We start from the raw sequence: 22,363 nt of genomic DNA on the forward strand, positions 1-22,363 counted from the left end.
CCACGATACTGGGCCGCACGCTTTTTTATTGGCTTCAATTTCCAATTTACTGGATAATGACTCCATCATCTTGGAAACCAACCCCATGGATACTCCGACCGACGCCGGCATCAACGAGCGCATTGCCCGCTGTGTGCGCGACCTGCGCGCCACGCGCGGCTTGACGCTCGACGCGCTGGCCACGCGCAGCGGCGTGAGCCGTTCGATGATCTCGATGATCGAGCGCGGCGCCGCCAGCCCCACGGCCGTGGTGCTCGAAAAGCTCGCGGCGGGGCTGTCGGTTTCGCTGGCGAGCCTGTTCGGCGCAAGCGGCGAGAGCGCGCCCGCCGAGCCGCTGGTACGCCGCACGCAGCAGGCACAATGGCGCGATCCTCAGTCGGGCTATACGCGCCGGAGCGTGTCGCCGCCCAACTGGCCTTCGCCGATCCAGCTGGTCGAAGTGGATTTCCCGGCCGGCGCGCGCGTAGCCTACGAAACGGGCAGCCGCGAGAACGTGATTCACCAGCAGGTCTGGGTGATGGAAGGACGGATCGACGTGGAGCTGGGCACCGAACGGCATGCGCTTCACGCGGGCGATTGCCTCGCCATGCGGCTCGATCAGCCGCTGATCTTCAGCAATCCAGGCTCGCAGGCCGCGCGCTACGTCGTCGCCATTTGCGACGTAAGCGGCATCTGAACCCGCGTCATTCGCCGATCTTTCACCCTATTCATTTAAACAGGATTCCCTATGAATTCGAACTCACGCAGCGATGGCGTGCGCTTCATCGATTGCAACGAAACGGACCACGCGTCGGCGATTCTCGAGATCCTCAACGACGCGATCGTCAATTCGACCGCGCTCTACGACTACAAGCCGCGTCCGCCCGAGGCAATGGCCACGTGGTTCGGCACCAAGCGCACGAACGGATTTCCGGTGGTGGGCGCCGTGGACGAGGCCGGCACGCTGCTCGGCTTCGCGAGCTGGGGCAGCTTTCGCGCGTTTCCCGCCAACAAGTACACGGTCGAGCACAGCGTCTACGTGCACCGCGACCAGCGCGGCCGCGGCCTCGGCGAGCGCCTGCTGCTCGAGTTGATCCGCCGCGCCCGAGAGGAACAGATTCACGTGCTCGTGGGCTGCATCGACGCCGCCAATGCCGGCAGCATCGCGTTGCATGCCAAGCTGGGCTTCACGCACTCGGGCACGATCAAGGAAGCGGGATTCAAGTTCGGACGCTGGCTCGACGCCGCGTTTTACCAGCTCAATCTGGAGATGCCCGCCCCGCCGGTGGACGGCTGAGTCGAGCGCGCGCCTCGCGACTCAACGTGCGCTCTGGCGGGCCACAGCCGCCGTCATGGCATTGCGGAGATGGCGCGCCCGCAGCGGCGCGCGGGCCGCGCGCCTGGAGGTGCACGCCGCGCGCGTCGCGCGCAGCTTCGCCTGACTGCGGTTGTGGGACGCGGCCTCGCGCGAGGCGCGCTGCGCCTGCCTGCGCACGGCGAGGACCGCGAAGCCTATTGCCGCGACCACGGCCAGGCGAAACGGCGACGACTCGAAGGCGCGTTCCGGCACGTGCAGCAGAAGAATGGAAATGAACACGGCGACCTGAATGACGATCGCCGAAAGCGAAGCGACGAACAGGTAGGCGTGCAAGCGATCGGTCGGCGGCTTCATGGGGCTGCACTCCAGAAAGTTGCGCGGACAACGATATCGAGTCTGGCGGGTTACACCCTACGCCTCGCGAATGTCAGGCGCATGGCAACGCGAAGCTGGGCACAGTCATGGGATCCTGCCTGCTCCAACCTGAAGAGAACCTTAAGGAAAGGCGCATGCGGCTACGCTTTTATCGTCGGACGTAATTCTTTGCGCACCTTACCAACCAACGCCTTTCAGCGCCTTTCGTCTTGTCTCGATTCGTGCGCAACTCAGAAAGGTCTCTTCCAGTTCATTCAGTGCTTACGTAAGGTTGACTTAAGCTCGCGTGCCGTACCCTTGCAGGTTGTAATCCGTACGGCAATGCAGTCATGAATCGCACCTATGAATATCGCGGGTACACAATTCGCGTTGGCGTCGAAGCGAATGGCACTGTCCCGCTCGAGCGCCCGGGAATCGAACGACCTCGCTACGCCGCGGTGGTGAGCATCACGGCGCTCGACGAGCGCGCCTTCCCGTTGCCCCTGAAAATCGATACCGCTGCCGGGCTCCCCTTCCACTCCGATATCGACGCCCTGATGGGCGGCTACAGCGAGGCCCGTCGCCTGATCGACGAACAGCTCGCCGCAATGGCGCCCTGACCCGCCAAAGCAAAAAAACGCGCGACTGCCAGAAGCCGTCGCGCGTTTTTTCGTCGGGACTCACTGCGTGCGTCCTGTGACTGCACTCAGTCGCGGTTCGCCTGCAACACCGTCAAAGCGGCCATGTTGATGATGCGTCGCACCGTCGAGCTCGACGTCAGTACGTTCACCGGCGCATTCACGCCCAGCAGGAACGGGCCGACCGCCACGTTGCTGCCCGCACCCGTCTTGAGCAGGTTGTAGGCGATGTTGCCCGAGTCCACGTTCGGGCACACGAGCAGGTTCGCCGCGCCCTTGAGCTTCGAATGCGGCAGGATGCGCAGGCGCAGGGCTTCGTCCAGCGCGCAGTCGCCGTGCATTTCGCCGTCGATTTCCAGGTCGGGATTTTTTTCCGTCACCAGCTTGAGCACTTCGCGCATCTTCGTGCCCGAAGCCGAACTGCCCGAGCCGAAGTTCGAACGCGAGAGCAGCGCTACCTTCGGCTGCAGGTTCAGCCATTCCATCTGGCGTGCCGCGGCCAGCGTGAATTCGGCGATCTGCTCGGCGTTCGGGTTGTCGTTCACGTGCGTGTCGACGATTGCGACCGTGCGCTTGTCGAGCAGCAGGATGTTCATCGCCGCATACGTATTCGCGTTGCGCTGCTTGCCGATCACCTCGTCGACGAAGCGCAGGTGGTCGTGATACGCGCCCACCGTGCCGCACACCATGCCGTCCGCGTCGCCCAGGCGCACCATCATCGCGCCGATCAGCGTGAGGCGGCGGCGCATTTCCACGCGCGCCATTTCCTTCGAAATGCCGTCGCGGCAACGCAGTTCCCAATAGGTCGTCCAGTACTGGTGGAAGCGCTCGTCGTACTCGGGGTTCGTGACTTCCACGTCTTCGCCGAGCTTCAGACGCAGACCGAACTTCTCGATGCGGGCGAGCAGCACTTCCGGACGGCCGATCAGGATCGGACGCGCAAGCTTCTCGTCGACGATCACCTGCACCGCACGCAGCACGCGCTCCTCCTCGCCTTCGGCGAACACGATGCGCGACTTGCCGCCGTCACGCACGAACTGCTTCGCGGCCGCGAAAATCGGCTTCATGAACGCGCCCGAGTGATACACGAACTGCTGAAGCTCGTTCGTGTAGGCGGCGAAGTCGTCGATGGGGCGCGTGGCCACGCCGTCTTCCATCGCCGCCTTCGCAACGGCCGGCGCAATACGCACGATCAGACGCGAGTCGAACGGCTTCGGAATCAGGTACTTCGGGCCGAAGCGCAGGTCATAGGCGCCGTAAGCGGCCGCCACCGAATCGTTCAGCTCTTCTTCCGCGAGCTTGGCGATCGCGTGCACCGCCGCGATTTCCATGTTGCGCGTGATGGTCGTTGCACCGACATCGAGTGCGCCGCGGAAGATGTACGGGAAGCACAGCACGTTGTTGACCTGGTTCGGGAAGTCCGAACGGCCCGTGGCGATCACCGCGTCCGGGCGCGCTTCGAGCGCGACCTCGGGGAAGATTTCCGGCGTGGGGTTGGCAAGCGCGAGAATCAGCGGCTGGTCCGCCATCTTCTTGACCATTTCGGCCTTGAGCACGCCGCCGGCCGACAGGCCGAGGAACACGTCCGCGCCTTCGATCACGTCGGACAGCGAGCGCGCCGAGGTGTCCTGCGCGAAGCGTTCCTTGTCCGGGTCCATGAGCGTCGTGCGGCCCTGGTAGACCACGCCGTCGATGTCGGTCACCCAGATGTTCTTGAGCGGCAGGCCCAGATCCACCATGAGATCCAGACAGGCGAGCGCCGCCGCGCCCGCGCCCGAGGTCACGACCTTGACCTTCGAAATGTCCTTGCCGATCACTTTCAGGCCGTTCATGAACGCGGCCGAAACAGTGATGGCGGTGCCGTGCTGATCGTCGTGGAAGACCGGAATCTTCATGCGCTCACGCAGCTTGCGCTCGACCGTGAAGCAGTCGGGGGCCTTGATGTCTTCCAGATTGATGCCGCCGAAGGTGGCTTCGAGGCTCGCGATGATGTCCACGAGCTTGTCCGGATCGCTTTCGGTGATTTCGATGTCGAACACGTCGATGCCGGCGAACTTCTTGAAGAGCACCGCCTTGCCTTCCATGACCGGCTTGGAGGCCAGCGCGCCGATGTTGCCGAGGCCGAGCACCGCCGTGCCGTTCGTGATCACGCCCACCAGATTGCCGCGCGCCGTGTAGCGGAACGAGTTCTGCGGATTGTCGACGATCTCCTCGCAGGCCACGGCCACGCCCGGCGTATAGGCGAGCGCGAGGTCGCGCTGGGTGACGAGCGGCTTGCTGGCCGTCACCGAAATCTTGCCCGGGGTGGGGAATTCGTGATATTCGAGGGCGGCCTGACGATCGGTCTTGTTCATGTTCCTCACTCTGATGGTGTGCCGCACGCACGGAAGGCGCGGCGGTCATGTTCGAATGAGGCGATTCTAGAGAGACCTCATAACCTGCTCATTTTGATTTAGTATGGGGCCATCATTTTTTGGTAATACCCTGGGGAATCGTGTCTTTCAGCATTGACGACGTGACGAGGCGGTTGAATACGCGCCTGAAAATGCGCCATCTGGTCCTGCTCCTGCAGATCCGCCAGCACGGCTCGCTCACGCGCGTGGCGGAACACATGGCGACGAGCCAGCCCGCCGTCACCAACGCGCTGGCTGAAATGGAGAGCATGTTCGGCGCGCCGCTCTTCGACCGTACGCCGCGCGGCATGACGCCTACAGCGCTCGGCAACGTGGTGCTCGCGCGCGCCCAGGCCATGCTGCACGACCTGGACCACCTCGCGCGCGACATCGAAGCCGTGGTGGCCGGCCACGCCACGCGCGTGCACGTGGGCGTGATTCCGTTCATCTCGGGGCGCACGCTCGCCGCCGCCATTCGCCTCACGCAGTCGCGGCTGCCGCAACGCGTCACCATGACGATTCATGAAGGCACGAGCGACGCACTCCTGCCGCAGCTGCGCGACCATACGCTCGATATCGTGATCGGGCGCGCGTCTTCGGCGGTCGACGTCTCGCAGTTGCGCTTCGAGGTGCTGCATCAGCAAAAGCCGCGGCTCATCGCCAGCCGCCGGCTCGCGGCGCGGCTCGCGCGCGGCAAGCTCGACTGGGAAAAGCTTGTCGAACTGGACTGGATCCTGGGCGCGCCGCACACGCCCATCCGCGAGCAGATTTCCGACCTCTTCCTGCATGCGGGCGTGGCGCCGCCCGTGCCGATTGTGGAGAGCTACACGTCGCGGCTGATCGGCGAGATGATCAGCACGAACGAAAACGCCGTGTCGATCGTGCCCGCCGATATCGCCGAGGAACTCGTGCACTTCGCGGGCGTGGCGATCGTGCCGTACACGCTCGACTGGACGCTGCCGCCGGTTGCGATGTTCACGCGCGCGGGCGTGCTGCGCGACGTCGACGCCACCTTCGGGCAGTCGCTGCGCGAGCTGTATCAGGAGGCGGAGAAGGCGCGGGGTTAAGCCGCTTCCTGCAGCTCGCTTTCGAGCTCTTCCAGCTCCACACGCCGAGGCAAGTGCTCAACCGCAAACGGGGCACGGACTCAATCGCCCGCGCCCCGTCGGCCATGCAGCTCCGGTATTCAGCGATTCAAACCCGCGCCGTCACCGCGCGCTGCGTCTCCAGCGTGCCTTCGCCCTGCATGCGGGCGACCAGCATCAGCGCGCAAACCAGCGTGATGAGCACATGCACCACGCCTAGCGCAACCACGGAAAGAATGCTGCCGGTGGCGCTCAACAGGTACTGGCCGAGAATCGGCGTCGTTCCTGCGAACACCATGCCGCAGATCTGATAAGCGAGCGAAATGCCGGTGTAACGCACCTGCGCGGGGAACGCCTTCGCCAGCATGCCCGCCATGGCCGCGTAGTAGAGCGAATGCGGAATCGAGGCGAGCGCCATGCCGATCATCGCAAGTTTGGTCGAGCCGGTGGCGATCATCGAGAACATCAGCGGCAACGCAACGATCTCGGGCACGAGCATGTAGATGATCGCTTTCTTGAGATCCAGCTTCGTGGCGAGCACCGCGCCGAACGGTTGCACGATCAACTGCACGACAATCGCGAACGTGATGACGCCCAGGAACTGCGTGCGGTCGAAGCCGATCGAGGTCACGGCCCACGAAAGCGCGAAGGTGGTCTTGAAGTAAGTGGCCGAGAGCGCGATCACGCAAGCGCCCACGCCCATCGCCACGAGGCCCTTGTGATGGCGCAGCACTTCGGCAATCGGCAATTTCGCCACCTTGTTCTTCGCCTGCAATTCCTTCATGGCGGGCGACTCGTCCACGCTCATGCGAATGAAGAGCCCCACGCCCACCAGCATCGCCGACAAGAGGAACGGCACGCGCCAGCCCCAGGTCATGAACTGGTGATCGGGAAGCATGGAAATCACGAGAAACGCGACAGTGGCGAGCAGATTGCCCGCGGGCGAGCCCTGCTGCGCGAACGCCGAATAGAAAATCTCCTTGCCCTTGGGCGCATGTTCCGAGGAAAGCACGACCGCGCCGCCCCACTCGCCGCCCATGGCGATGCCCTGGGTGAGACGCAGCAGGATGAGCAACACCGGCGCGAGCACGCCCACCTGGTTATACGTGGGCAACAGGCCCATGAGCGTGGTACAGCCGCCCATCAGCATGAGTGTGACGATCAGCGTTTTCTTGCGTCCCACCTTGTCGCCGAGATGGCCGAATACGATGCCGCCAATCGGACGCGCAAGAAAGCCAACCCAGAACGAGGCGAAGGCGGCCAGCGTGCCGATCAGCGCATTCGTCGACGGGAAAAAGAGCTTGCCGAGCACGAGCGCGGCCGCCGTGCTGTACGCATAGAAGTCGTACCACTCGATCGTCGTGCCGACGAACGAAGCGATGCCCGCCTTGCGAGCCTGACGGTGCTGGGTGTCGAGGGTGGTTGCGGCCAAGAGACGTCTCCAGTTTTCAATTTCGAGCGGCGGTTTTCCAAACGCGAAGCGCGCCATTTCCCGAGCATTTCCGATGCGATAGTGGCGTGCGATGGCGTTCGCCTTACGAACTTCCTTTCATTTATCGAACAAATGCCGGAAGGTGCGGACTATGAAACGGTCGTTCATTAGCGTCAACCAAGGGATAACCCTCGATTCCCCGGCCGCCCGCGTGGGCGGCGATTGCGTTGATTTAGGTGTTTACCCGTAATCGTATTGTCAGCCGCTTATCGGTATGCCGATAATGCTCTCATGGATGTGAAAACTGCAGTGCGCGTCTTTGACGTGATCAACCTCTTTGCCGAAGTCCGGCAACCGATGATCTACAGCGAGATTGCGCGTCGAACCGAGATCCCGCTGTCGAGCTGCCACGCGCTGTTGCAGACGATGGTGGCCAAAGGCTATCTGTACGCGCCGGGCGTGAAGGCGGGCTACTACCCCACGCAGCGTCTCTTGCACGTGGCGCGCGACATCTGCAGCGAGGACCCGCTCACGCTGATGTTCCAGCCGCTGCTTTCCGCGTTGCGCGACGCGACCGGCGAAACCGCCGCGCTCGCCACGCTCGCGGGCAACCGCGTGGTCTATCTCGACGTGATGGAGTCGCGCCAGAAGATCCGCTACAGCGACGAGCCTGGCGGCTTCATGACGATTGCGAGCGCCGCGGGCAAGGCGCTGCTCGGCGCGCTCGCTCCGGTCGCGCGCCGCAAACTGCTCGACAGTTGCGAGCCGCAGCTGCACTCGGCCAACGGCGCGGTGATCGACCGCGGCGCGTTCGAGCGCGACGTCGAGCAGGGTGTGACGGACGGCTGGCATCGCTCGACGGGTGAAAGCGTGGAGGACGTAGCCGGTCTCGCACGCGGTTTCCTGATTCATGGCGAGGCGTTTGCGCTCGTCATCGGCGCGCCCAAGGCGCGCCTTCTCAAGAACGAGCAGAACGCCGTGCAGGCGCTGCTCGAGGTGTACGCGCAAATCCCGCCAACGCTGCTCGCCGCGTGAGGCACATCGAGCGCCCCAGGCGCTGAACGCAGCGAGGCGCGAAGCGCGGAATTCCTGAAGCGGAGGATTAAGCATGCGTTGGAAGAACCGGCCGGAAGGCTCGAACTGGGGCGACTTCGGTCCCGACGATCAATTGGGCCGCCCCAATCTCATCGGCGCGGAGCAGGTGCTCAAGGGCGCGCAGGAAATACGCGCGGGTCTCACGTTTACCCTTTCGCTGCCGCTCGACTTTCCCGGCGACAGCAAGCTCAACGTGCGCCGCCATCCGCCGGTGCTGCGTCCCACCTTCCGCGACGGCCTGCCATATGTGAACTTCCCGTTCGCGCGGAACGTTGCGGGCGCGACCGACGTGGTGAGCGACGACCAGGTGCTGCTCTCGCTTCAATACTCCACGCAGTGGGATTCGCTCGCGCACGTGGGCGCACGCTTCGACGCCAACGGCGACGGCGTGTCCGAGAGCGTTTACTACAACGGCTATCGGGCGAACGTGGATGTGGTCGGCCCGATGGAATATCGCGCGGAAGAGAACTTCGCGCCCCACGCGTGCGGCGGCGAGCATAGCCATGCCGATGTACTCGGCATCGAACATCTCGCGGTGAAGGGCATGCAAGGCCGCGGCGTGCTGATCGATTTCGCCGCGCATTTTGGCCGTGAGTTTCGCACCGTGGGCTACGACGACCTGATGCGCGTGATCGAGGCCGACGGCGTGGAAGTCGAGCGCGGCGACATGCTCGTGTTACGCACCGGCTTCGCGGAAATGGTGCTCGAAATGAACCGTCAGCCCGACGAAGCCGTGTTGTCGAGCCACTGCAGCGCACTCGACGGGCGCGATGAGCGACTGCTGCAATGGATCACCGATTCGGGCATCGCGGCGCTCGCCGCCGACAACTACGCAGTTGAACGCTACCCCGCGCGTGCGCCCACGGCACCCGGCGATCACCCGCTCATGCCGCTGCATCACCACTGCCTCTTCAAGCTCGGCCTGCCGCTCGGCGAGCTTTGGTATTTGCGCGATCTCGCCCAGTGGCTGCGCGCGCACCAGCGCTCGCGCTTCATGCTCACCGCGCCGCCGCTGCGGCTACCGGGTGCCATGGGCTCGCCCGTCACGCCCGTCGCCACGGTTTGACGAACTGATTCGTTATCCTTTTTTTCTCCGAATTGATGAAAGACATGGCTAAAGAAAGAGTCCTGATTACCGGCGGCGCCGCCGGCATCGGCGCCGCGTGCGCCGCGCGCTGCGAGGCCGACGGCTACGAGGCCGTCGTCATCGACCGCGTGGGCGACGGCATCATCGCCGATCTCTCCGACACCGAGGCCACGGCAGCCGCACTCGCCCGCGCGCTGGAAGGCGGCCCGATCACGCGCCTCATTAACAACGTGGGCGTGGTCGTGCCCAACGACGCCGAGCACCAGTCGCTCGAAGAACTCGAACGCGCATGGGCCCTCAACGTGCGCTGCGCGCAGCAGTGCATGCAGGCGCTGTTGCCCGGCATGAAGGCGGCGGGTTTCGGGCGCATCGTCAACATGTCGTCGCGCGCCGCGCTCGGTAAAGAGTTGCGCACGGCCTATTCGGCCACCAAGGCCGCGTTGATCGGCATGACACGCGTATGGGCGCTCGAACTCGGCGCATTCGGCGTGACCGCGAACGCCATTGGGCCGGGTCCGATCCGCACCGAACTGTTCGACCGTGCCAATCCGCCGGGCGCGGCGCGCACCGAAGCGATCATCAACGCCGTGCCGGTCAAGCGCGTAGGCACGCCCGACGATGTCGCGCACGCGGCCTCGTATCTGCTCGACGCGCGCAGCGGTTTCGTGACCGGCCAGGTGCTCTACGTATGCGGCGGCATGACCGTTGGCGTCGCGGGAGTTTGACGATGGCGGCCCCCGAAACACCTGCGCAAGCATGCGAAACGCGCCGCGCCGGCATCGTCGGCGCGGGCAGCATCGGCGTGGCGTTCGCGATCTGTTTTGCGCGGGCCGGCTGGCGCGTGCGCCTCTACGATCCCGACGCGGCACGCCGCGCCGCCGCGCCTGAAGAGATTGCGCTGCGCCTCGACGCGCTCACGCAATACGCCCTGCTCGACGAAAGCGCGCAGTCAATCGCCGCGCGCGTCGCGATCGTCGACACGCTCGAAGCCGCGGTGGCGCAAGCCGATCTCGTGCAGGAATGCGCCCCCGAGCGCGCCGAACTCAAGCGCGAAATCTTCGCGCAGCTCGACCGCGCCTCGCCGCCCGAAGCGATCCTCGCAAGTGCTTCGTCGTTTCTCGCGGCTTCGAAGTTCGTCGACGCTGCGCTGCCGGGCCGCGCGCGCTGCCTCGTCGCCCATCCCGGCAACCCGCCCTACCTCGTGCCCCTGATCGAGGTCGTGCCCGCACCGTTCACGTCCGAAGCGGCGGCCGCGCGCGCGATCGCGCTCTACGCCGAAGCGGGCATGAAGCCCGTGCGGGTGAAGCACGAAGTGGAAGGCTTCATCTTCAACCGTCTGCAAGGCGCCGTGCTGCGCGAAGCGTATTGCCTCGTGCGCGACGGCGTGGCGTCGGTGGAAGACATCGACACCGTGATGCGCGAAGGCCTCGGCCCGCGCTGGTCGGTGATCGGCCCGTTCGAGACCGTCGATCTGAACACGCGCGGCGGCATCGCCTCGCATGCGCAGAAGATGGGCCCCTCGTACGCACGCATGGGCGCCGAACGCGGCCAGCACGACCCCTGGACGCCCGAACTCGTCGCCCAGGTCGAGGCGGCGAGACGCGCGGCGCTGCCGCTCGATCAATGGGACCAACGTGTGGGCTGGCGCGACCGCCGGCTCATGCATCTCGCCCGCCATCGCAAGACCCAAAGCCACGACGACTCGTGAGCGCGTCGAACGCGCGTGCCAAGAGCCGAAGAGACCCGACAACTATTACGATTCAGATAGAGACACTTCCATGCAGAAAGTCACCGCTTTCTTTACCGAGCTGATGCGCCGGTATTTACCCGATCCGTTCGTGTTCGCGATCGGCCTCACCTTGCTGACGATGGCCCTTGCCGTGATCGTGCAGGGACAAGCCGTCACGGCCCTCACCACGAGCTGGGGCAAGGGCTTCTGGGCGCTGCTCGCGTTCACCACCCAAATGGCGGTGATTCTCGCGATGGGCTACGTGCTCGCGACCGCTCCGCTGACCGACCGCTTTCTGAACCGCGTGGTGGCGCGCGTGAACGATCCACGCATGGCGATCATCGTCGCCACGCTGGTGGGCGGCATCGGCAGCTATCTGAACTGGGGCTTCGGCCTCGTGGTGGGCGGGATCGTCGCGCGCAAGCTCGCGCTGCGTGTGAAAGGCGTGCACTACCCGCTCATCATCGCTTCGGCGTATAGCGGCTTTACGCTCTATGGCCTCGGGCTTTCGGCCAGCATACCCGTGCTGATTTCCACGAAGGGACATCCGCTCGAAGCGCAGATGGGCGTCATTCCGCTTTCCGAAACGATTTTCTCGCCCACCATGCTCATCACGAGCCTCGTGACCATCATCACGCTGCCTCTCCTGAACGCATGGCTGCACCCCAGGCCCGGTCAGCCGATCAAGGAAATCGATCGCGACCAGGAGGAAAAGCAGCGGAAGGCCGCCGCGCTCGGCGTCGATCTCGACGAAGGCAACACGCTCGCCAACCGCCTGAACAACAGCCGCCTTCTGAGCTACGTGATCGGCCTGATCGGCATGGGCTATGTCGCGCTGCACTTCGTGCAGGGCGGCTCGATCGATCTGAACCTGATCAACTTCTTCATTCTGTTCCTCGGCATCCTGCTGCTCGGCACGCCGATCCGCTACGTCGAGAAACTCAACGAAGGCATTCGCACGATCAGCGGCATCATTCTGCAGTACCCGTTCTACGCCGGCATCATGGCGATCATGGCGTCTTCGGGTCTCGTCAATACGTTTTCCGAAGCGTTCGTGAAGGTCGCGACGCCGGGCACGCTGCCGTTCTGGGGCTTGATCAGTTCATTCGTCATCAACTTCTTCGCGCCTTCGGGCGGCGGCCACTGGGTGATCCAGGGACCGTTCATGATCGAAGCGGCGAAGACCATCGGCGCTTCCGTGGGCCATACCTCGACGGCCGTCATGCTCGGCAACGCATGGAACGACCTCGTGCAGCCGTTCTGGATCTTGCCCGCGCTCGCGCTTTCGAAGCTCAAGCTCAAGGACATCATGGGCTACACGGTCATCATGATGTTCTGGATCGGCATCGTGTATTCGGTTGCGATTCTCGCCTGGGGCTGATTGGCTCTTATCGGCGCCCCTTTCTGAACCCCACCCTCACCGGAGACTATTCATGCTGTTTCTCGTGCACATGCAGGTGCAGATTCCGCACGGCACCGACGCCGCCTTCGCCGACGCCCTGAAGGCCGAGGAGAAAGCGTTTTCGCAGAAGCTGCAACGAGAAGGCAAGTGGCGCCACCTGTGGCGCGTGGCCGGCGAATACGCGAACTACAGCGTGTTCGACGTCGAGTCGAACGACGAACTCCATACGCTGCTTACCGCGCTGCCGCTCTTCCCGTTCCTGAAGATCAGCGTGACGCCGCTCGCCCAGCATCCGTCGGCCATCGTGCCCAACTGAGAGGAACGCCCTATGCCTTTTCTTATCGAGACGTTCGACAAGCCCGGTCACGCCGAGGTGCGGGCACGCGAGCGCGATGCGCATCTGGCGTTTCTCGCGCAAAACAAGGCCCTGTTGCTGGCCTGCGGCGCGAAGCTCAATGACGACGGCAGCAGCGCAGGCGGTGGCATCTATATCGTCGACCTCGAAACCCGCGAGCAAGCCGAGCGCTTCATCGCACAGGATCCGTTCACGCATGTCGGCCTGTTCGAGAGCGCGAAGATCGTGCGCTGGCGCAAGGCCTATATCGACGGAACCTCCTACCTGTAAGCGCAAGGGGCCCGCAGTCCCGCGACCCTTCAGTCTGTTTTCGACCTCGACGGCGCCGTGCTCCCCTGTACGCCGCCGTTTCGGCCCGGCGTGTGCCTGCGCACGCCGGGCCGTTTTTCATTCCCGCGCTGTCAGGCGCCCGGGCTGGGCACATGGATTGCTTGGCAGGTGCGCTGTCAGTCCATCAAATAGCGCGGCCCATGTGGCGGCGCCTTCACGCGAGGAGGAAACCGGTCATGCTAAAAATGGCCCTGTTCTTTGCCGTGATCGCAGTGATCGCGGCCCTGTTCGGCTTCACGGGTATTGCGGCCGGCGCGGCCGCGATTGCGAAGATCCTGTTTTTTATCTTTGTGGTGCTGTGCGTGATATTCCTTGTGATCGCACTCGTGGTCACGAAGAAGATCGTCGATTGACCGAAGCGCGAAGAACGACCGGGGCGCGGCGCCGCCCCGAGCCCCACAAGGCCGCGCATGCGTGCTGAAAGTCGCGGGGATCCTGTGGTTGACTTGTCAACCACATATCACAACCCGATTTTCTCACGAACAGAACGTATCAATGACCTGAACGAAGTTTCATTTCAGGGCCACTTTCGACGCGTTTGGTAATCGCCCTCGCCTAAGTTTCCGGTTGTTGAACCTCCTCGCGCTCGCGGCGGCTGCCGGCTGCACGAGCGTTAACCCCATGCTTAACGGGTGAGAGCGGGCCGCGATGCAAGCGCGGCCCGTCGTGCTGCGTAAAATGAGCAGTGTCATCGCCAAGTCATGCAAGCGCGCCATCGTTGCGCAGACACTCACCCTGCGATGCTTGCGCCCGCGCGCGTCAGTCATGCAAGTCCGCCAGCGCAGGCTTCGCCTTCTGCTCCCGAGGCGAGACGACATGACGAATAAAGACATCCCCGAGAATGCATCCACCGAAAGCGGCGCCAGTGTCTCGCGCCGCGGCTTCCTCAAGCTTGCCGGCGCGTCCGGCTTCGCGAGCGCGGCCGGCGCTTTCGCGGGCAGCGCGAAAGCCGACGCCGCCACACCGGACGGCACGCCAGAGCAGATCCACCTCACCTGGGGCGAAGACCCGACGCGCGAAGTCGTCGTTTCGTGGGCGTCGCTCGCCTCCTCCACGAATCCGCGCGTGATCTACGGCGCCGATCGCGGCAAGCGCGAGACGGTGCACGCCCTTCAGCGCACCTATACCGACGGGCTCACCGGCGTCGTCGTCTTCACGTATCACGCGCGGCTGCGCGGGCTGGACCCGGCCACGACCTACCGCTACGAAGTCACCGCCGACAACGACAGCCACGCGAGCAGCCCGTTTTCGTCGAGCTTCACCACGGCGCCGCGCGGGCGCGCCAAGTTCCGCTTCACGAGCTACGGCGACCTCGCCACGCCGAACACGGGCTGGGTGCTGTCGTCGCCGCAAAGCCGCTTCGCCGTCGAAGCCGTGGAGCGCTTCCAGCCGCTCTTTCATCTGCTCAATGGCGACCTCTGCTATGCGAACCTGAATCCCGCACACCAGACCGACGTGTGGCGCGACTTCGGCAACAACAATCAGACGTCGTCGGCGAATCGTCCGTGGATGCCGTGCCCCGGCAATCACGAGATCGAGTTCTACAACGGCCCGCAGGGGCTGAATTCGTATCTCACGCGCTATACGCTGCCCCATAACGGAACACAGTTTTCGGGGCGCTGGTACAGCTTCCGCGTGAGCAACGTGCTGTTCGTCTCGCTCGACGCCGACGACGTGGTCTACCAGGACGCCGCCGCGTTCGTGGCCGGTCCCGCGCCGCTCGTGCCTGCCGCGAGCACGGGCAACGCGCCGGTTCAGCCGGGCACGTCGTTCTATGTGCGCGGCTACAGCAACGGCGTGCAAACGCGGTGGCTCGAGCAAACCCTGAAGCAGGCAAAAGACGACGACGATATCGACTGGATCGTGGTGCAGATGCACCAGGACGCGCTCAGCTCGTCGAAAACGGGCAACGGCTCGGACAAGGGCATACGCGAAGCATGGCTGCCCCTCTTCGACCGCTATGGCGTGGACCTGGTGGTGTGCGGCCACGATCACGACTACGAGCGCAGCTACCCGGTGCGCGGCTGCAATCATCACGCGGGCGTCGACGCGAAGACCGGCGCGAGCGTCGACACGCTTCAGCCGCGTCCCGTCACGCACGCCGAGGGCGCGGGCAACACCTTCGACACGAGCCACGGCACGATCCACCTGATCCTGGGCGGCGGCGGCACGAGCGCGCCGCTCGACGTGTATGGCGTGGACGCCGGCAACGGCAATCCGCAGGCCCAGGTGTTCACGAAGCCCAACCACCCGGTGGCGGGCACGACCGCGGGCACCTTCGCGCGCCCCACGGCGGATGCGCTCGAAGACGCGATCTGGTCGGCGCAGCGCGACACGGGTACGGGCTATGGCATTGCGGTGTTCGACGTCGATCCCGGCACGCACGGCGGCAAGACGACGATCACGATGAACTACTATCACGCGCCCGGCGCGGATCAAACGCCAACCGGCAATTATGAGTTGTTCGAAACGATTATGCTGGCCAAGTCGCGCTAAGCGAATCACGCGGGGCGCTTGCGCCCCGCTTCGAATTCAGTCTGCGAGCGCGGCTTCTTCCACTTCCCGCGCCACAACCGCACCGCCCGCCAGCCGCCGATAGCGCGACAGCGCCCACAGCGGGAAATAGGCCGTGTACCCGTGATACTTGAGGTAGTAAATACGCGGGAATCCCGGCGCATTATGCGAGCGATGCCACCAGAACCCGTCTTCCTGCTGCACGGCTAGCAGATACGCCACGCCGCGCCGCACCGATTCGGATTCCCAGTCACCGAAGGCCATTTGCGCGAGCAGCGCCCACGCGGTGAAGTTGGACGCGCTTTCGCCGCCATTGGTGCCCGCAAGACGCGGGTCGATATAGCTGTCGTTGGTCTCGCCCCAGCCGCCATCGGCATGCTGGCGTGCGCGCAGCCACGCGAGCGCGCGCGCGATGTACGGCTGCTTCGGGTCCTCGCCCGCGAGCGCAAGACCCGCCAGCACGCTCCACGTGCCGTAGATGTAGTTGGTGCCCCAGCGGCCCCACCAGCTGCCGTCGGCTCGCTGGGTCGCCTTCACGTACTCGATGGCGCGCGCGAGCGCGGCCTTGTCCTCCTCGCGGCCCGTCACGCCGAAGCACAGCAGCACGCGGCCCGAGACGTCCTCGGTAGGCGGGTCGAGCAAGGCGCCGTGATCCGCGAAGGGGATCGCATTCAGATAGAGGCGGTCGCAATCGGCGTCGAAGGCTCCGAAGCCGCCGTTGCGCGATTGCAGGCCGCGCATCCAGTCGAGCGCACGCGCGACACGCGCCGCATACGGGTCCACGCCCGTCTTGCGCGCCTGCCCGCGGCCGCGCCGATGGAGCATGGCCGCGACCACGGCCGTGTCGTCGATGTCGGGGTAGTACGGGTTCTCGTACTGAAACGCCCAGCCGCCAACCGGCGTGCCGGGCTGCGCGTTCTCGATCCAGTCGCCGCGCACGTCGTCCACTTGACGCTGGGCGAGCCAGTCGTACGCGCGCGCGATGCGCTGCTGCAGCTCCTGGTCGCTGATCGCGGCCGACGCCGGATCGGCGGGTGCGACCGTGCGAGCCTGCTCGAGCGCCATCGTGCTCCAGGCCGTGTCCCACACCGGCGAGAGACATGGCTGGCAATACATGCTGCCGTCCGGGCGCTCGACGAGCAGCTTTTCCAGCGCATTCTCGCAATCGCGGCGCAGCGGATGGTCTTCAGGATAACCAAGCACCTGCATCATCTGGTAGCTGTAGACGATAGGCGGAAAAATTCCGCCCATGCCGTCCTCGCCGTTCATGCGCTCGGCACACCAGGCCTCGGCGTGCTTCATGGCGCGCTGGCGCAGCGCGCGCGGCAGCAGCGGCTCGATATGGCGCAGCGCGCGGTCGGCCGCGAGAAAAAGCCGGCGAATGCCTTTGCCGCGCGCAAAGTATTCGCGCTCCTCGCCAGGCGGCGTGACGAACAGTTCGGCAATCGATACGCCATGCGGATTGGCCGCGCGCGCCTTCAGCGAACAGAGCGCGAGCAGCGGCACCATGGTCGTGCGCGCCCAGTAGGCGACCTTGTACATCGATATGGGCACCCACTTCGGGAACAGCACGAATTCGATCGGCATGAACGGCGTGGCGCGCCACGGCACCTGACCGAAGGTGGCGAGCAGAATGCGCGTGAACACGTTGGACTTCGCCGCGCCGCCAAGCTTCAGAATGGTCTCCCGCGCGCGCGCCATATGCGGCGCGTTCCCCGAATCCCCTGCCGCCTTCAGCGCGAAGTACGCCTTCACGCTGCACGAGACATCGGGCGCGCCATCCACGTAGAGGTCCCATGCGCCGTGCGTTTGCAAACGCTGAATGGCGCGCAGATAGCGCGCCATCTTCTCCTGACGCACCGTGTCGATTTTGCCCATGAAATGCATCATGAGGATGTATTCAGCGGTGATCGTGGCGTCCGATTCGAGCTCGAAGCACCAGCTTCCATCGGCGTCCTGCTCTCGCACGAGCGCCTCGCGGCCGCGAACGATCGAGGCGTCGAGCGCCGCGATGGCGGCTGCGGAGGCGGGAAAAGGCGGGTTCGAATTTTTCATCGGCGGATCATACCATCCGTATGGAATGTTTAGCAGCGACGCCTGCAATGGTATGATCGCCGCCATGAAAGACTCCTCCGTCAAGGCGCCCGCGCGCGCGACAAGGCGCAGCGCAAAGGCGGCTGACGCAGCGGGCCCCTCGGCTGCCCCGGCCTCCCCGGCCTCGAAGCCCCGTTCCCCACACAAGGACGCGGCGCCTGCCGCCGGCACGCGCCGCAAGAAAGCCCCTGCCCAGGTGCGCGCGCAGTTGCTGCAAGCGGCTTCCGATATCGCCACCGATCAAGGCGTGCCCGCTGTGACGCTCGACGCCGTCGCCGAACGCGCGGGCGTGACCAAGGGAGCGCTGCAGTACCACTTCGCCAACAAGCAGGGCTTGCTCGATGCCCTCTTCGAGCAGACGCTAACGCGCTTCGAGCAGCAGATGCACACGCGCATCGACGAAGGCGTGGCGCAAGGCGCGCCGAAACACGGCGCCGCCGCGCGCGCCTACCTGCACACCACGATCGACGAAACGAGCCCCGCCGCCAGCACCAACGTGCTGCGTGTGCTGGTGGCCGCGATGATGACCGATCCCGCGATTCGCGAGCGCTACGCCGCGCCCATGCGCAAGTGGACGCGCCCCGACCCGCTGCCGCTCGAAGCCGCCGCCCGCCTCATGATCTGCCGGCTCGCGGCGGACGGTCTGTGGATCTCCGACCTGCTCGGCTACCAGAACATGCCGCCCCGCCTGCGCGCCGAAGTGGTGCGCCAACTGGAGCAACTGGCGCTTGTGAAAGATTAAAGAAAGCACGCGCCAGGGATCCCCGGAGCGCCGCGCATTCATGCCCGGCGCACTATGCCGAAATCGTCACCGCGCATGGGTCGTTCGAGCAAGACGGCCAAAACGGCGCGACCTACGATTGTCGGCATGAAAACCCTGACCGTTATCGACTCCCACACGGGCGGCGAGCCCACGCGGCTCGTGGTCGCCGGCGGCCCCGAACTGGGCCACGGCCCGCTCGCCGAACGCCTCGCCGCTTTCCGTCGCGACTTCGACCGCGTGCGCGCGGGCGTCGTCAACGAGCCGCGCGGCTCGGACGTGATGGTCGGCGCGCTGCTATGCGAACCGCATGATCCGTCCTGCTCCGCCGGTGTGATCTTCTTCAACAACGTCGGCTTTCTCGGCATGTGCGGGCACGGCACCATTGGCCTCATCGCATCGCTCGCGCATCTCGGGCGCATCGCGCCCGGCGTGCATCGCATCGAAACGCCGGTCGGCAACGTCGAAGCCGAACTGCATGCCGACGGCAGCGTCACCGTGCGCAACGTGCCCGCGTATCGCTACCGCCAGGCCGTGCCGCTCGACGTGCCCGGCTATGGCCTCGTGCACGGCGACATCGCGTGGGGCGGCAACTGGTTCTTCCTCGTCGCCGATCACAACCTGACGCTCGAAGCGCGCAACGTCGAAGCGCTCACCGAAGCCACGTGGGCCATGCGCCAGGCGCTCGAGGCGAACGGCATTACCGGCGCGGACGGCGCGCTGATCGACCATATCGAACTGTTCGCGCACTCGGAGGTCGAGGGCATCGACAGCCGCAATTTCGTGCTGTGTCCCGGCAAGGCCTACGACCGTTCGCCGTGCGGCACCGGAACTAGCGCGAAAGTCGCGTGCCTCGCAGCGGACGGCACGCTTGCTCCCGGCGCGCGGTGGCGCCAGGAAAGCATCATCGGCAGCGTGTTCGAAGCCTGCTATGAAATCATGCCCGACCTCCCCGCAGGCCATGTGCGCCCGAGCATACGCGGCAGCGCGCATATTAGCGCGGAGTCCAAACTGATTTTTTCCGACGACGATCCGTTCGCTTGGGGCATTCCCGCGTGATGCAAGGTTTGAACGTTCGACACGATGTCGTCGTGATCGGCGCGGGCATCGTGGGCGCGGCATGCGCGAATGAGCTCGCGGCGCAAGGTCTGAACGTCCTCGTCATCGAGCGGGCCGGCATAGGCGGCGGCGTCACGGCCGCCGGCATGGGCCACCTCGTCGTGATGGACGACACCGCCGCCGAATTCGCGCTGAGCTCCTGGTCGCTGGGGCTGTGGCACGCGCTGGCGCCGTGTCTCGACGAGCGCCATGCGTTCCTGCGCTGCGGCACGCTCTGGGTCGCCGCCGACGAAGAAGAACTGGCGCTCGCGCAGACGCGTCGGCAGGCTCTGCAACGCCAGGGCGTGCCGTGCACGATGCTCGACGCCCGCCAGTTGCGCGAAGCGGAACCTGGACTGCGCAAGGGCCTCGTGGGCGGCATGATCGTCGACAACGACGCCGTGGTTTACGCGCCTGCCGTAGCCGCATGGCTGCTCGAGCAGCCCGTTAGCGGCCGCTTGACCTGCCGCACGCAGACGCAGGTCGCGCGTATCGACCGCGCGGGCGTGCATCTCGCCAATGGCGAGGTCATTGGCGCGGGCGCGATCCTGATCGCGAACGGCCTGGCAGCGCTCGATTTGCTGCCGCGCCTGCCGCTCCAGGCGAAGAAGGGACACCTGCTCATTACCGACCGCTATCCCGGCACGATTCGCCATCAGATTCTCGAACTCGGCTACATCAAGAGCGCGCACAACGCGAGCGGCACCTCGGTGGCGTTCAACGTGCAGCCGCGGCCGACCGGGCAATTGCTGATCGGCTCGTCGCGCCAGTTCGACAGCACGGACCCTGCCGTGGAGCCGGCGATTCTCGCTCGCATGCTGCGCCGCGCCGCCGAATACCTGCCGCAACTGCCCGCGCTCAATGCGATCCGCGCATGGACGGGCTTTCGCCCGGCATCGAGCGACGGCATGCCGCTGATCGGCCCCGCGGCCTCGTTCGCCGACGACGACAGCCATCCGTCCACGTGGCTCGCCACCGGACACGAGGGCCTCGGCGTCACCACTGCGCTCGGCACCGCGAAGCTGATTGCCGCGCAGATGCTCGGACGCGCCGCCGAGATCGACGCGACGCCCTATCTCCCGGCGCGCTTCGCTGCCCAGGGGGCCGTGCATGACTGAGGCCAATACGACGTTGACGATCGATGGGCGCAACGTGGGCGTCGCGCCGGGCAGTTCGGTTGCAGCCGCCATCGCCATTGCCGCGCATGCAGAACACGCGGCGCCCGTCACGCGGCGTTCGATGAGCGGCGCGCTGCGCGGGCCGTTGTGCGGCATGGGCATCTGCCAGGAATGCCGCGTCACCATCGACGGCGTGGCGCATCGGCTCGCTTGCCAGACGGTTTGCGTCGCGGGCATGAAGGTCGTCACCGGCAATGCAGCGCCATGAAGTTCGAGATCCTGATCATTGGCGCCGGACCGGCCGGATTGAATGCCGCGCGCATCGCCGCAGATGCGGGCGCAAGCGTCGGCATCGTCGACGACAATGCGCTGCCCGGCGGCCAGATCTGGCGTCAGGGTCCGGGGCATCGCGCCGCTGGCCCCGCACGCGTCGTGCTCGACGCACTCGCGGCGCGCACCAACGTCACGCTGCTAAGCGCGACCCGCATCGTGCAGGCACTTCCCGGCCGGCAGCTGCTCGCCGAGAGCCCCGACCGCGCGCTCACGCTCGCTTACGGCAAGCTCATCGTCGCCTCGGGCGCGCGTGAGCGCTTCCTGCCCTATCCCGGCTGGACCTTGCCGGGCATCACGGGCGCGGGCGGCTTGCAGGCGCTCATCAAGGGCGGGATGCCCGTGCGCGGCGAACGCATCGTCATCGCGGGCAGCGGGCCGCTGCTCTGGGCCGCCGCGATCACCGCGCGCCAGCATGGCGCAACGATCGCCGCGATCGTGGAGCAGGCGCCGCCGCAGGCGGTGCGCCGCTTCGCGGCAGGCCTCGTCCATACGCCCGCAAAGCTGGCACAGGCGCTGCGCATGCGCTTCGATCTGCGCGCGACGCCCTACTGGTGCGATGCGTACGTTGCCGAGGCCATTGGCACGACGCGCGTGACGCAGGCGCGTGTACGGCTCGGCAACGGCGAAGTGCTGGTCGATTGCGACCGGGTCGCTTGCGCCTATGGCCTCGTGCCGAATACGGGCCTGGGCGCGGCGCTGGGCTGCCGCCTCGAAACCCATGCGGGTTCTCCCGCCATCGCCGTGAACGAATGGCAGCAGACCTGCGCCGAAGCCATTTACGCGGCCGGCGAATGCACGGGCGTGGGCGGCATGGAACTCGCGACAGTGGAAGGACGCATTGCGGCCTACGCCGCGCTCGGCGACCACGCGAACGCCCGGCGCCTGTTCACCGAACGCGACCGTTACCGCCGTTTCGCCATGCGCCTGCACGCAGCGTTCGAACTCGCACCCGCGTTGCGGGCGCTCCCGCAGCCCGACACCGTGTTCTGCCGTTGCGAGGACGTCGCGTATCGCGACGTCGCGCGCCATGCGTCGTGGCGCGACGCCAAGCTGCAGACGCGCTGCGGCATGGGCCCGTGCCAGGGCAAGATTTGCGGCGAGGCGGCGGCGTTCTGCTTCGGCTGGCCGCAAATTGGCCAGCGCCCGCCGTTCTCGCCCGCGCGCATCGACACCTTGCTGCACGCAGAAACGGCGCAATAGCGCCAAAGCCGTTTTTTGTTGCAGATGCGCGCGCGTGCGCAAATCGGCA

The 22,363-nt window shown here is 65.6% G+C and carries 22 protein-coding genes; 18 read left to right on the forward strand and 4 right to left on the reverse strand.

Going from position 1 to position 22,363, the window contains the following annotated elements:
* Window positions 1-85 precede the first annotated feature (85 nt).
* Both M3I53_RS13945 and M3I53_RS13950 read left to right on the forward strand, forming a co-directional pair.
* Window positions 86-676 (forward strand): helix-turn-helix domain-containing protein, encoded by a 591-nt coding sequence (locus M3I53_RS13945; RefSeq protein WP_254316505.1) that lies wholly within the window; start codon window positions 86-88, stop codon window positions 674-676.
* A gap of 51 nt (window positions 677-727) precedes the next feature.
* A complete protein-coding gene (locus M3I53_RS13950; protein WP_254316506.1) occupies window positions 728-1,276 on the forward strand; it encodes a GNAT family N-acetyltransferase in 549 nt (182 codons plus the stop codon).
* Window positions 1,277-1,297: 21 nt separating this feature from the next.
* Here M3I53_RS13950 and M3I53_RS13955 read toward each other — a convergent pair whose 3' ends face one another.
* Window positions 1,298-1,651, reverse strand: coding sequence for a hypothetical protein (locus M3I53_RS13955; RefSeq protein ID WP_254316507.1), 354 nt, complete (start codon window positions 1,649-1,651; stop codon window positions 1,298-1,300).
* A 350-nt stretch (window positions 1,652-2,001) separates the two neighbouring features.
* Between M3I53_RS13955 and M3I53_RS13960 the strand changes: the two genes are divergently transcribed.
* Window positions 2,002-2,271, forward strand: a complete 270-nt coding sequence (locus M3I53_RS13960; RefSeq protein WP_254316508.1) for a hypothetical protein — start codon at window positions 2,002-2,004, stop codon at window positions 2,269-2,271.
* Between the two features lie 86 nt (window positions 2,272-2,357).
* On the opposite strand, the gene M3I53_RS13965 is transcribed toward M3I53_RS13960, so the two are convergent.
* Window positions 2,358-4,643, reverse strand: a complete 2,286-nt coding sequence (locus tag M3I53_RS13965) for an NADP-dependent malic enzyme (protein WP_069266118.1) — start codon at window positions 4,641-4,643, stop codon at window positions 2,358-2,360.
* A 140-nt stretch (window positions 4,644-4,783) separates the two neighbouring features.
* Between M3I53_RS13965 and M3I53_RS13970 the strand changes: the two genes are divergently transcribed.
* A complete protein-coding gene (locus tag M3I53_RS13970) occupies window positions 4,784-5,749 on the forward strand; it encodes a LysR family transcriptional regulator (RefSeq protein WP_069266119.1) in 966 nt (321 codons plus the stop codon).
* A 127-nt stretch (window positions 5,750-5,876) separates the two neighbouring features.
* On the opposite strand, the gene M3I53_RS13975 is transcribed toward M3I53_RS13970, so the two are convergent.
* Window positions 5,877-7,199, reverse strand: coding sequence for an MFS transporter (locus M3I53_RS13975; RefSeq protein WP_254316509.1), 1,323 nt, complete (start codon window positions 7,197-7,199; stop codon window positions 5,877-5,879).
* 291 nt (window positions 7,200-7,490) lie between these two features.
* On the opposite strand from M3I53_RS13975, the gene M3I53_RS13980 reads away from it, so the two are divergent.
* From M3I53_RS13980 to M3I53_RS14020, 9 genes are all read left to right on the forward strand, one after another.
* Entirely contained in the window at window positions 7,491-8,234 is a 744-nt protein-coding gene (locus M3I53_RS13980) for an IclR family transcriptional regulator (RefSeq protein WP_254316510.1), read from the forward strand.
* 73 nt (window positions 8,235-8,307) lie between these two features.
* Window positions 8,308-9,360, forward strand: coding sequence for a cyclase family protein (locus M3I53_RS13985; RefSeq protein WP_254316511.1), 1,053 nt, complete (start codon window positions 8,308-8,310; stop codon window positions 9,358-9,360).
* 44 nt (window positions 9,361-9,404) lie between these two features.
* The gene (locus tag M3I53_RS13990) at window positions 9,405-10,106 is read left to right on the forward strand and encodes an SDR family oxidoreductase (protein ID WP_254316512.1); all 702 of its coding nucleotides are present in this window, start codon (window positions 9,405-9,407) and stop codon (window positions 10,104-10,106) included.
* 2 nt (window positions 10,107-10,108) lie between these two features.
* Window positions 10,109-11,089 carry a 3-hydroxyacyl-CoA dehydrogenase gene (locus M3I53_RS13995; protein ID WP_254316513.1) on the forward strand — a complete coding sequence of 327 codons (981 nt, stop codon included), beginning with the start codon at window positions 10,109-10,111 and terminating at the stop codon, window positions 11,087-11,089.
* Between the two features lie 70 nt (window positions 11,090-11,159).
* Window positions 11,160-12,491: a short-chain fatty acid transporter gene (locus tag M3I53_RS14000; protein WP_254316514.1), complete on the forward strand. Its 1,332-nt coding sequence runs from the start codon at window positions 11,160-11,162 to the stop codon at window positions 12,489-12,491.
* A gap of 52 nt (window positions 12,492-12,543) precedes the next feature.
* Entirely contained in the window at window positions 12,544-12,828 is a 285-nt protein-coding gene (gene catC, locus M3I53_RS14005; protein ID WP_069266126.1) for a muconolactone Delta-isomerase, read from the forward strand.
* Window positions 12,829-12,840: 12 nt separating this feature from the next.
* Window positions 12,841-13,137 carry a YciI family protein gene (locus tag M3I53_RS14010; protein WP_254316515.1) on the forward strand — a complete coding sequence of 99 codons (297 nt, stop codon included), beginning with the start codon at window positions 12,841-12,843 and terminating at the stop codon, window positions 13,135-13,137.
* 236 nt (window positions 13,138-13,373) lie between these two features.
* Window positions 13,374-13,550, forward strand: a complete 177-nt coding sequence (locus M3I53_RS14015; RefSeq protein WP_254316516.1) for a DUF1328 domain-containing protein — start codon at window positions 13,374-13,376, stop codon at window positions 13,548-13,550.
* A 463-nt stretch (window positions 13,551-14,013) separates the two neighbouring features.
* The gene (locus M3I53_RS14020) at window positions 14,014-15,693 is read left to right on the forward strand and encodes a metallophosphoesterase family protein (RefSeq protein ID WP_254316517.1); all 1,680 of its coding nucleotides are present in this window, start codon (window positions 14,014-14,016) and stop codon (window positions 15,691-15,693) included.
* 36 nt (window positions 15,694-15,729) lie between these two features.
* Here M3I53_RS14020 and shc read toward each other — a convergent pair whose 3' ends face one another.
* The gene (shc, locus tag M3I53_RS14025) at window positions 15,730-17,766 is read right to left on the reverse strand and encodes a squalene--hopene cyclase (protein ID WP_254316518.1); all 2,037 of its coding nucleotides are present in this window, start codon (window positions 17,764-17,766) and stop codon (window positions 15,730-15,732) included.
* Between the two features lie 64 nt (window positions 17,767-17,830).
* Between shc and M3I53_RS14030 the strand changes: the two genes are divergently transcribed.
* From M3I53_RS14030 to M3I53_RS14050, 5 genes are all read left to right on the forward strand, one after another.
* A complete protein-coding gene (locus tag M3I53_RS14030) occupies window positions 17,831-18,547 on the forward strand; it encodes a TetR/AcrR family transcriptional regulator (protein ID WP_254316519.1) in 717 nt (238 codons plus the stop codon).
* Window positions 18,548-18,664: 117 nt separating this feature from the next.
* A complete protein-coding gene (locus M3I53_RS14035; RefSeq protein WP_309249523.1) occupies window positions 18,665-19,624 on the forward strand; it encodes a 4-hydroxyproline epimerase in 960 nt (319 codons plus the stop codon).
* The gene (locus M3I53_RS14040; RefSeq protein WP_254316613.1) at window positions 19,624-20,781 is read left to right on the forward strand and encodes an FAD-binding oxidoreductase; all 1,158 of its coding nucleotides are present in this window, start codon (window positions 19,624-19,626) and stop codon (window positions 20,779-20,781) included. The genes M3I53_RS14035 and M3I53_RS14040 overlap by 1 nt, the downstream gene beginning before the upstream one ends.
* On the forward strand, window positions 20,774-21,049 hold the full coding sequence (locus M3I53_RS14045; RefSeq protein WP_254316520.1) for a 2Fe-2S iron-sulfur cluster-binding protein: 276 nt from the start codon (window positions 20,774-20,776) through the stop codon (window positions 21,047-21,049). The genes M3I53_RS14040 and M3I53_RS14045 overlap by 8 nt, the downstream gene beginning before the upstream one ends.
* Window positions 21,046-22,314, forward strand: a complete 1,269-nt coding sequence (locus tag M3I53_RS14050; RefSeq protein WP_254316521.1) for an FAD-dependent oxidoreductase — start codon at window positions 21,046-21,048, stop codon at window positions 22,312-22,314. Before M3I53_RS14045 ends, M3I53_RS14050 begins: the two co-directional genes overlap by 4 nt.
* Window positions 22,315-22,363: the final 49 nt, after the last annotated feature.

The sequence above is a fragment of the Paraburkholderia sp. CNPSo 3272 genome (assembly GCF_024206495.1).
Lineage (GTDB): Bacteria > Pseudomonadota > Gammaproteobacteria > Burkholderiales > Burkholderiaceae > Paraburkholderia.

Coding starts and splice junctions, on each gene's coding strand:
- M3I53_RS13955 (WP_254316507.1), bottom strand. CDS start 1,651: ATGAAGCCGCCGACCGATCGCTTGCACGCCTACCTGTTCGTCGCTTCG.
- M3I53_RS13995 (WP_254316513.1), top strand. CDS start 10,109: ATGGCGGCCCCCGAAACACCTGCGCAAGCATGCGAAACGCGCCGCGCC.
- M3I53_RS13980 (WP_254316510.1), top strand. CDS start 7,491: ATGGATGTGAAAACTGCAGTGCGCGTCTTTGACGTGATCAACCTCTTT.
- M3I53_RS14030 (WP_254316519.1), top strand. CDS start 17,831: ATGAAAGACTCCTCCGTCAAGGCGCCCGCGCGCGCGACAAGGCGCAGC.
- M3I53_RS14050 (WP_254316521.1), top strand. CDS start 21,046: ATGAAGTTCGAGATCCTGATCATTGGCGCCGGACCGGCCGGATTGAAT.
- M3I53_RS14045 (WP_254316520.1), top strand. CDS start 20,774: ATGACTGAGGCCAATACGACGTTGACGATCGATGGGCGCAACGTGGGC.
- M3I53_RS14020 (WP_254316517.1), top strand. CDS start 14,014: ATGACGAATAAAGACATCCCCGAGAATGCATCCACCGAAAGCGGCGCC.
- M3I53_RS14015 (WP_254316516.1), top strand. CDS start 13,374: ATGCTAAAAATGGCCCTGTTCTTTGCCGTGATCGCAGTGATCGCGGCC.
- M3I53_RS14040 (WP_254316613.1), top strand. CDS start 19,624: ATGCAAGGTTTGAACGTTCGACACGATGTCGTCGTGATCGGCGCGGGC.
- M3I53_RS13960 (WP_254316508.1), top strand. CDS start 2,002: ATGAATCGCACCTATGAATATCGCGGGTACACAATTCGCGTTGGCGTC.
- catC (WP_069266126.1), top strand. CDS start 12,544: ATGCTGTTTCTCGTGCACATGCAGGTGCAGATTCCGCACGGCACCGAC.
- M3I53_RS14010 (WP_254316515.1), top strand. CDS start 12,841: ATGCCTTTTCTTATCGAGACGTTCGACAAGCCCGGTCACGCCGAGGTG.
- M3I53_RS13985 (WP_254316511.1), top strand. CDS start 8,308: ATGCGTTGGAAGAACCGGCCGGAAGGCTCGAACTGGGGCGACTTCGGT.
- M3I53_RS13945 (WP_254316505.1), top strand. CDS start 86: ATGGATACTCCGACCGACGCCGGCATCAACGAGCGCATTGCCCGCTGT.
- M3I53_RS14000 (WP_254316514.1), top strand. CDS start 11,160: ATGCAGAAAGTCACCGCTTTCTTTACCGAGCTGATGCGCCGGTATTTA.
- shc (WP_254316518.1), bottom strand. CDS start 17,766: ATGAAAAATTCGAACCCGCCTTTTCCCGCCTCCGCAGCCGCCATCGCG.
- M3I53_RS13965 (WP_069266118.1), bottom strand. CDS start 4,643: ATGAACAAGACCGATCGTCAGGCCGCCCTCGAATATCACGAATTCCCC.
- M3I53_RS13950 (WP_254316506.1), top strand. CDS start 728: ATGAATTCGAACTCACGCAGCGATGGCGTGCGCTTCATCGATTGCAAC.
- M3I53_RS13990 (WP_254316512.1), top strand. CDS start 9,405: ATGGCTAAAGAAAGAGTCCTGATTACCGGCGGCGCCGCCGGCATCGGC.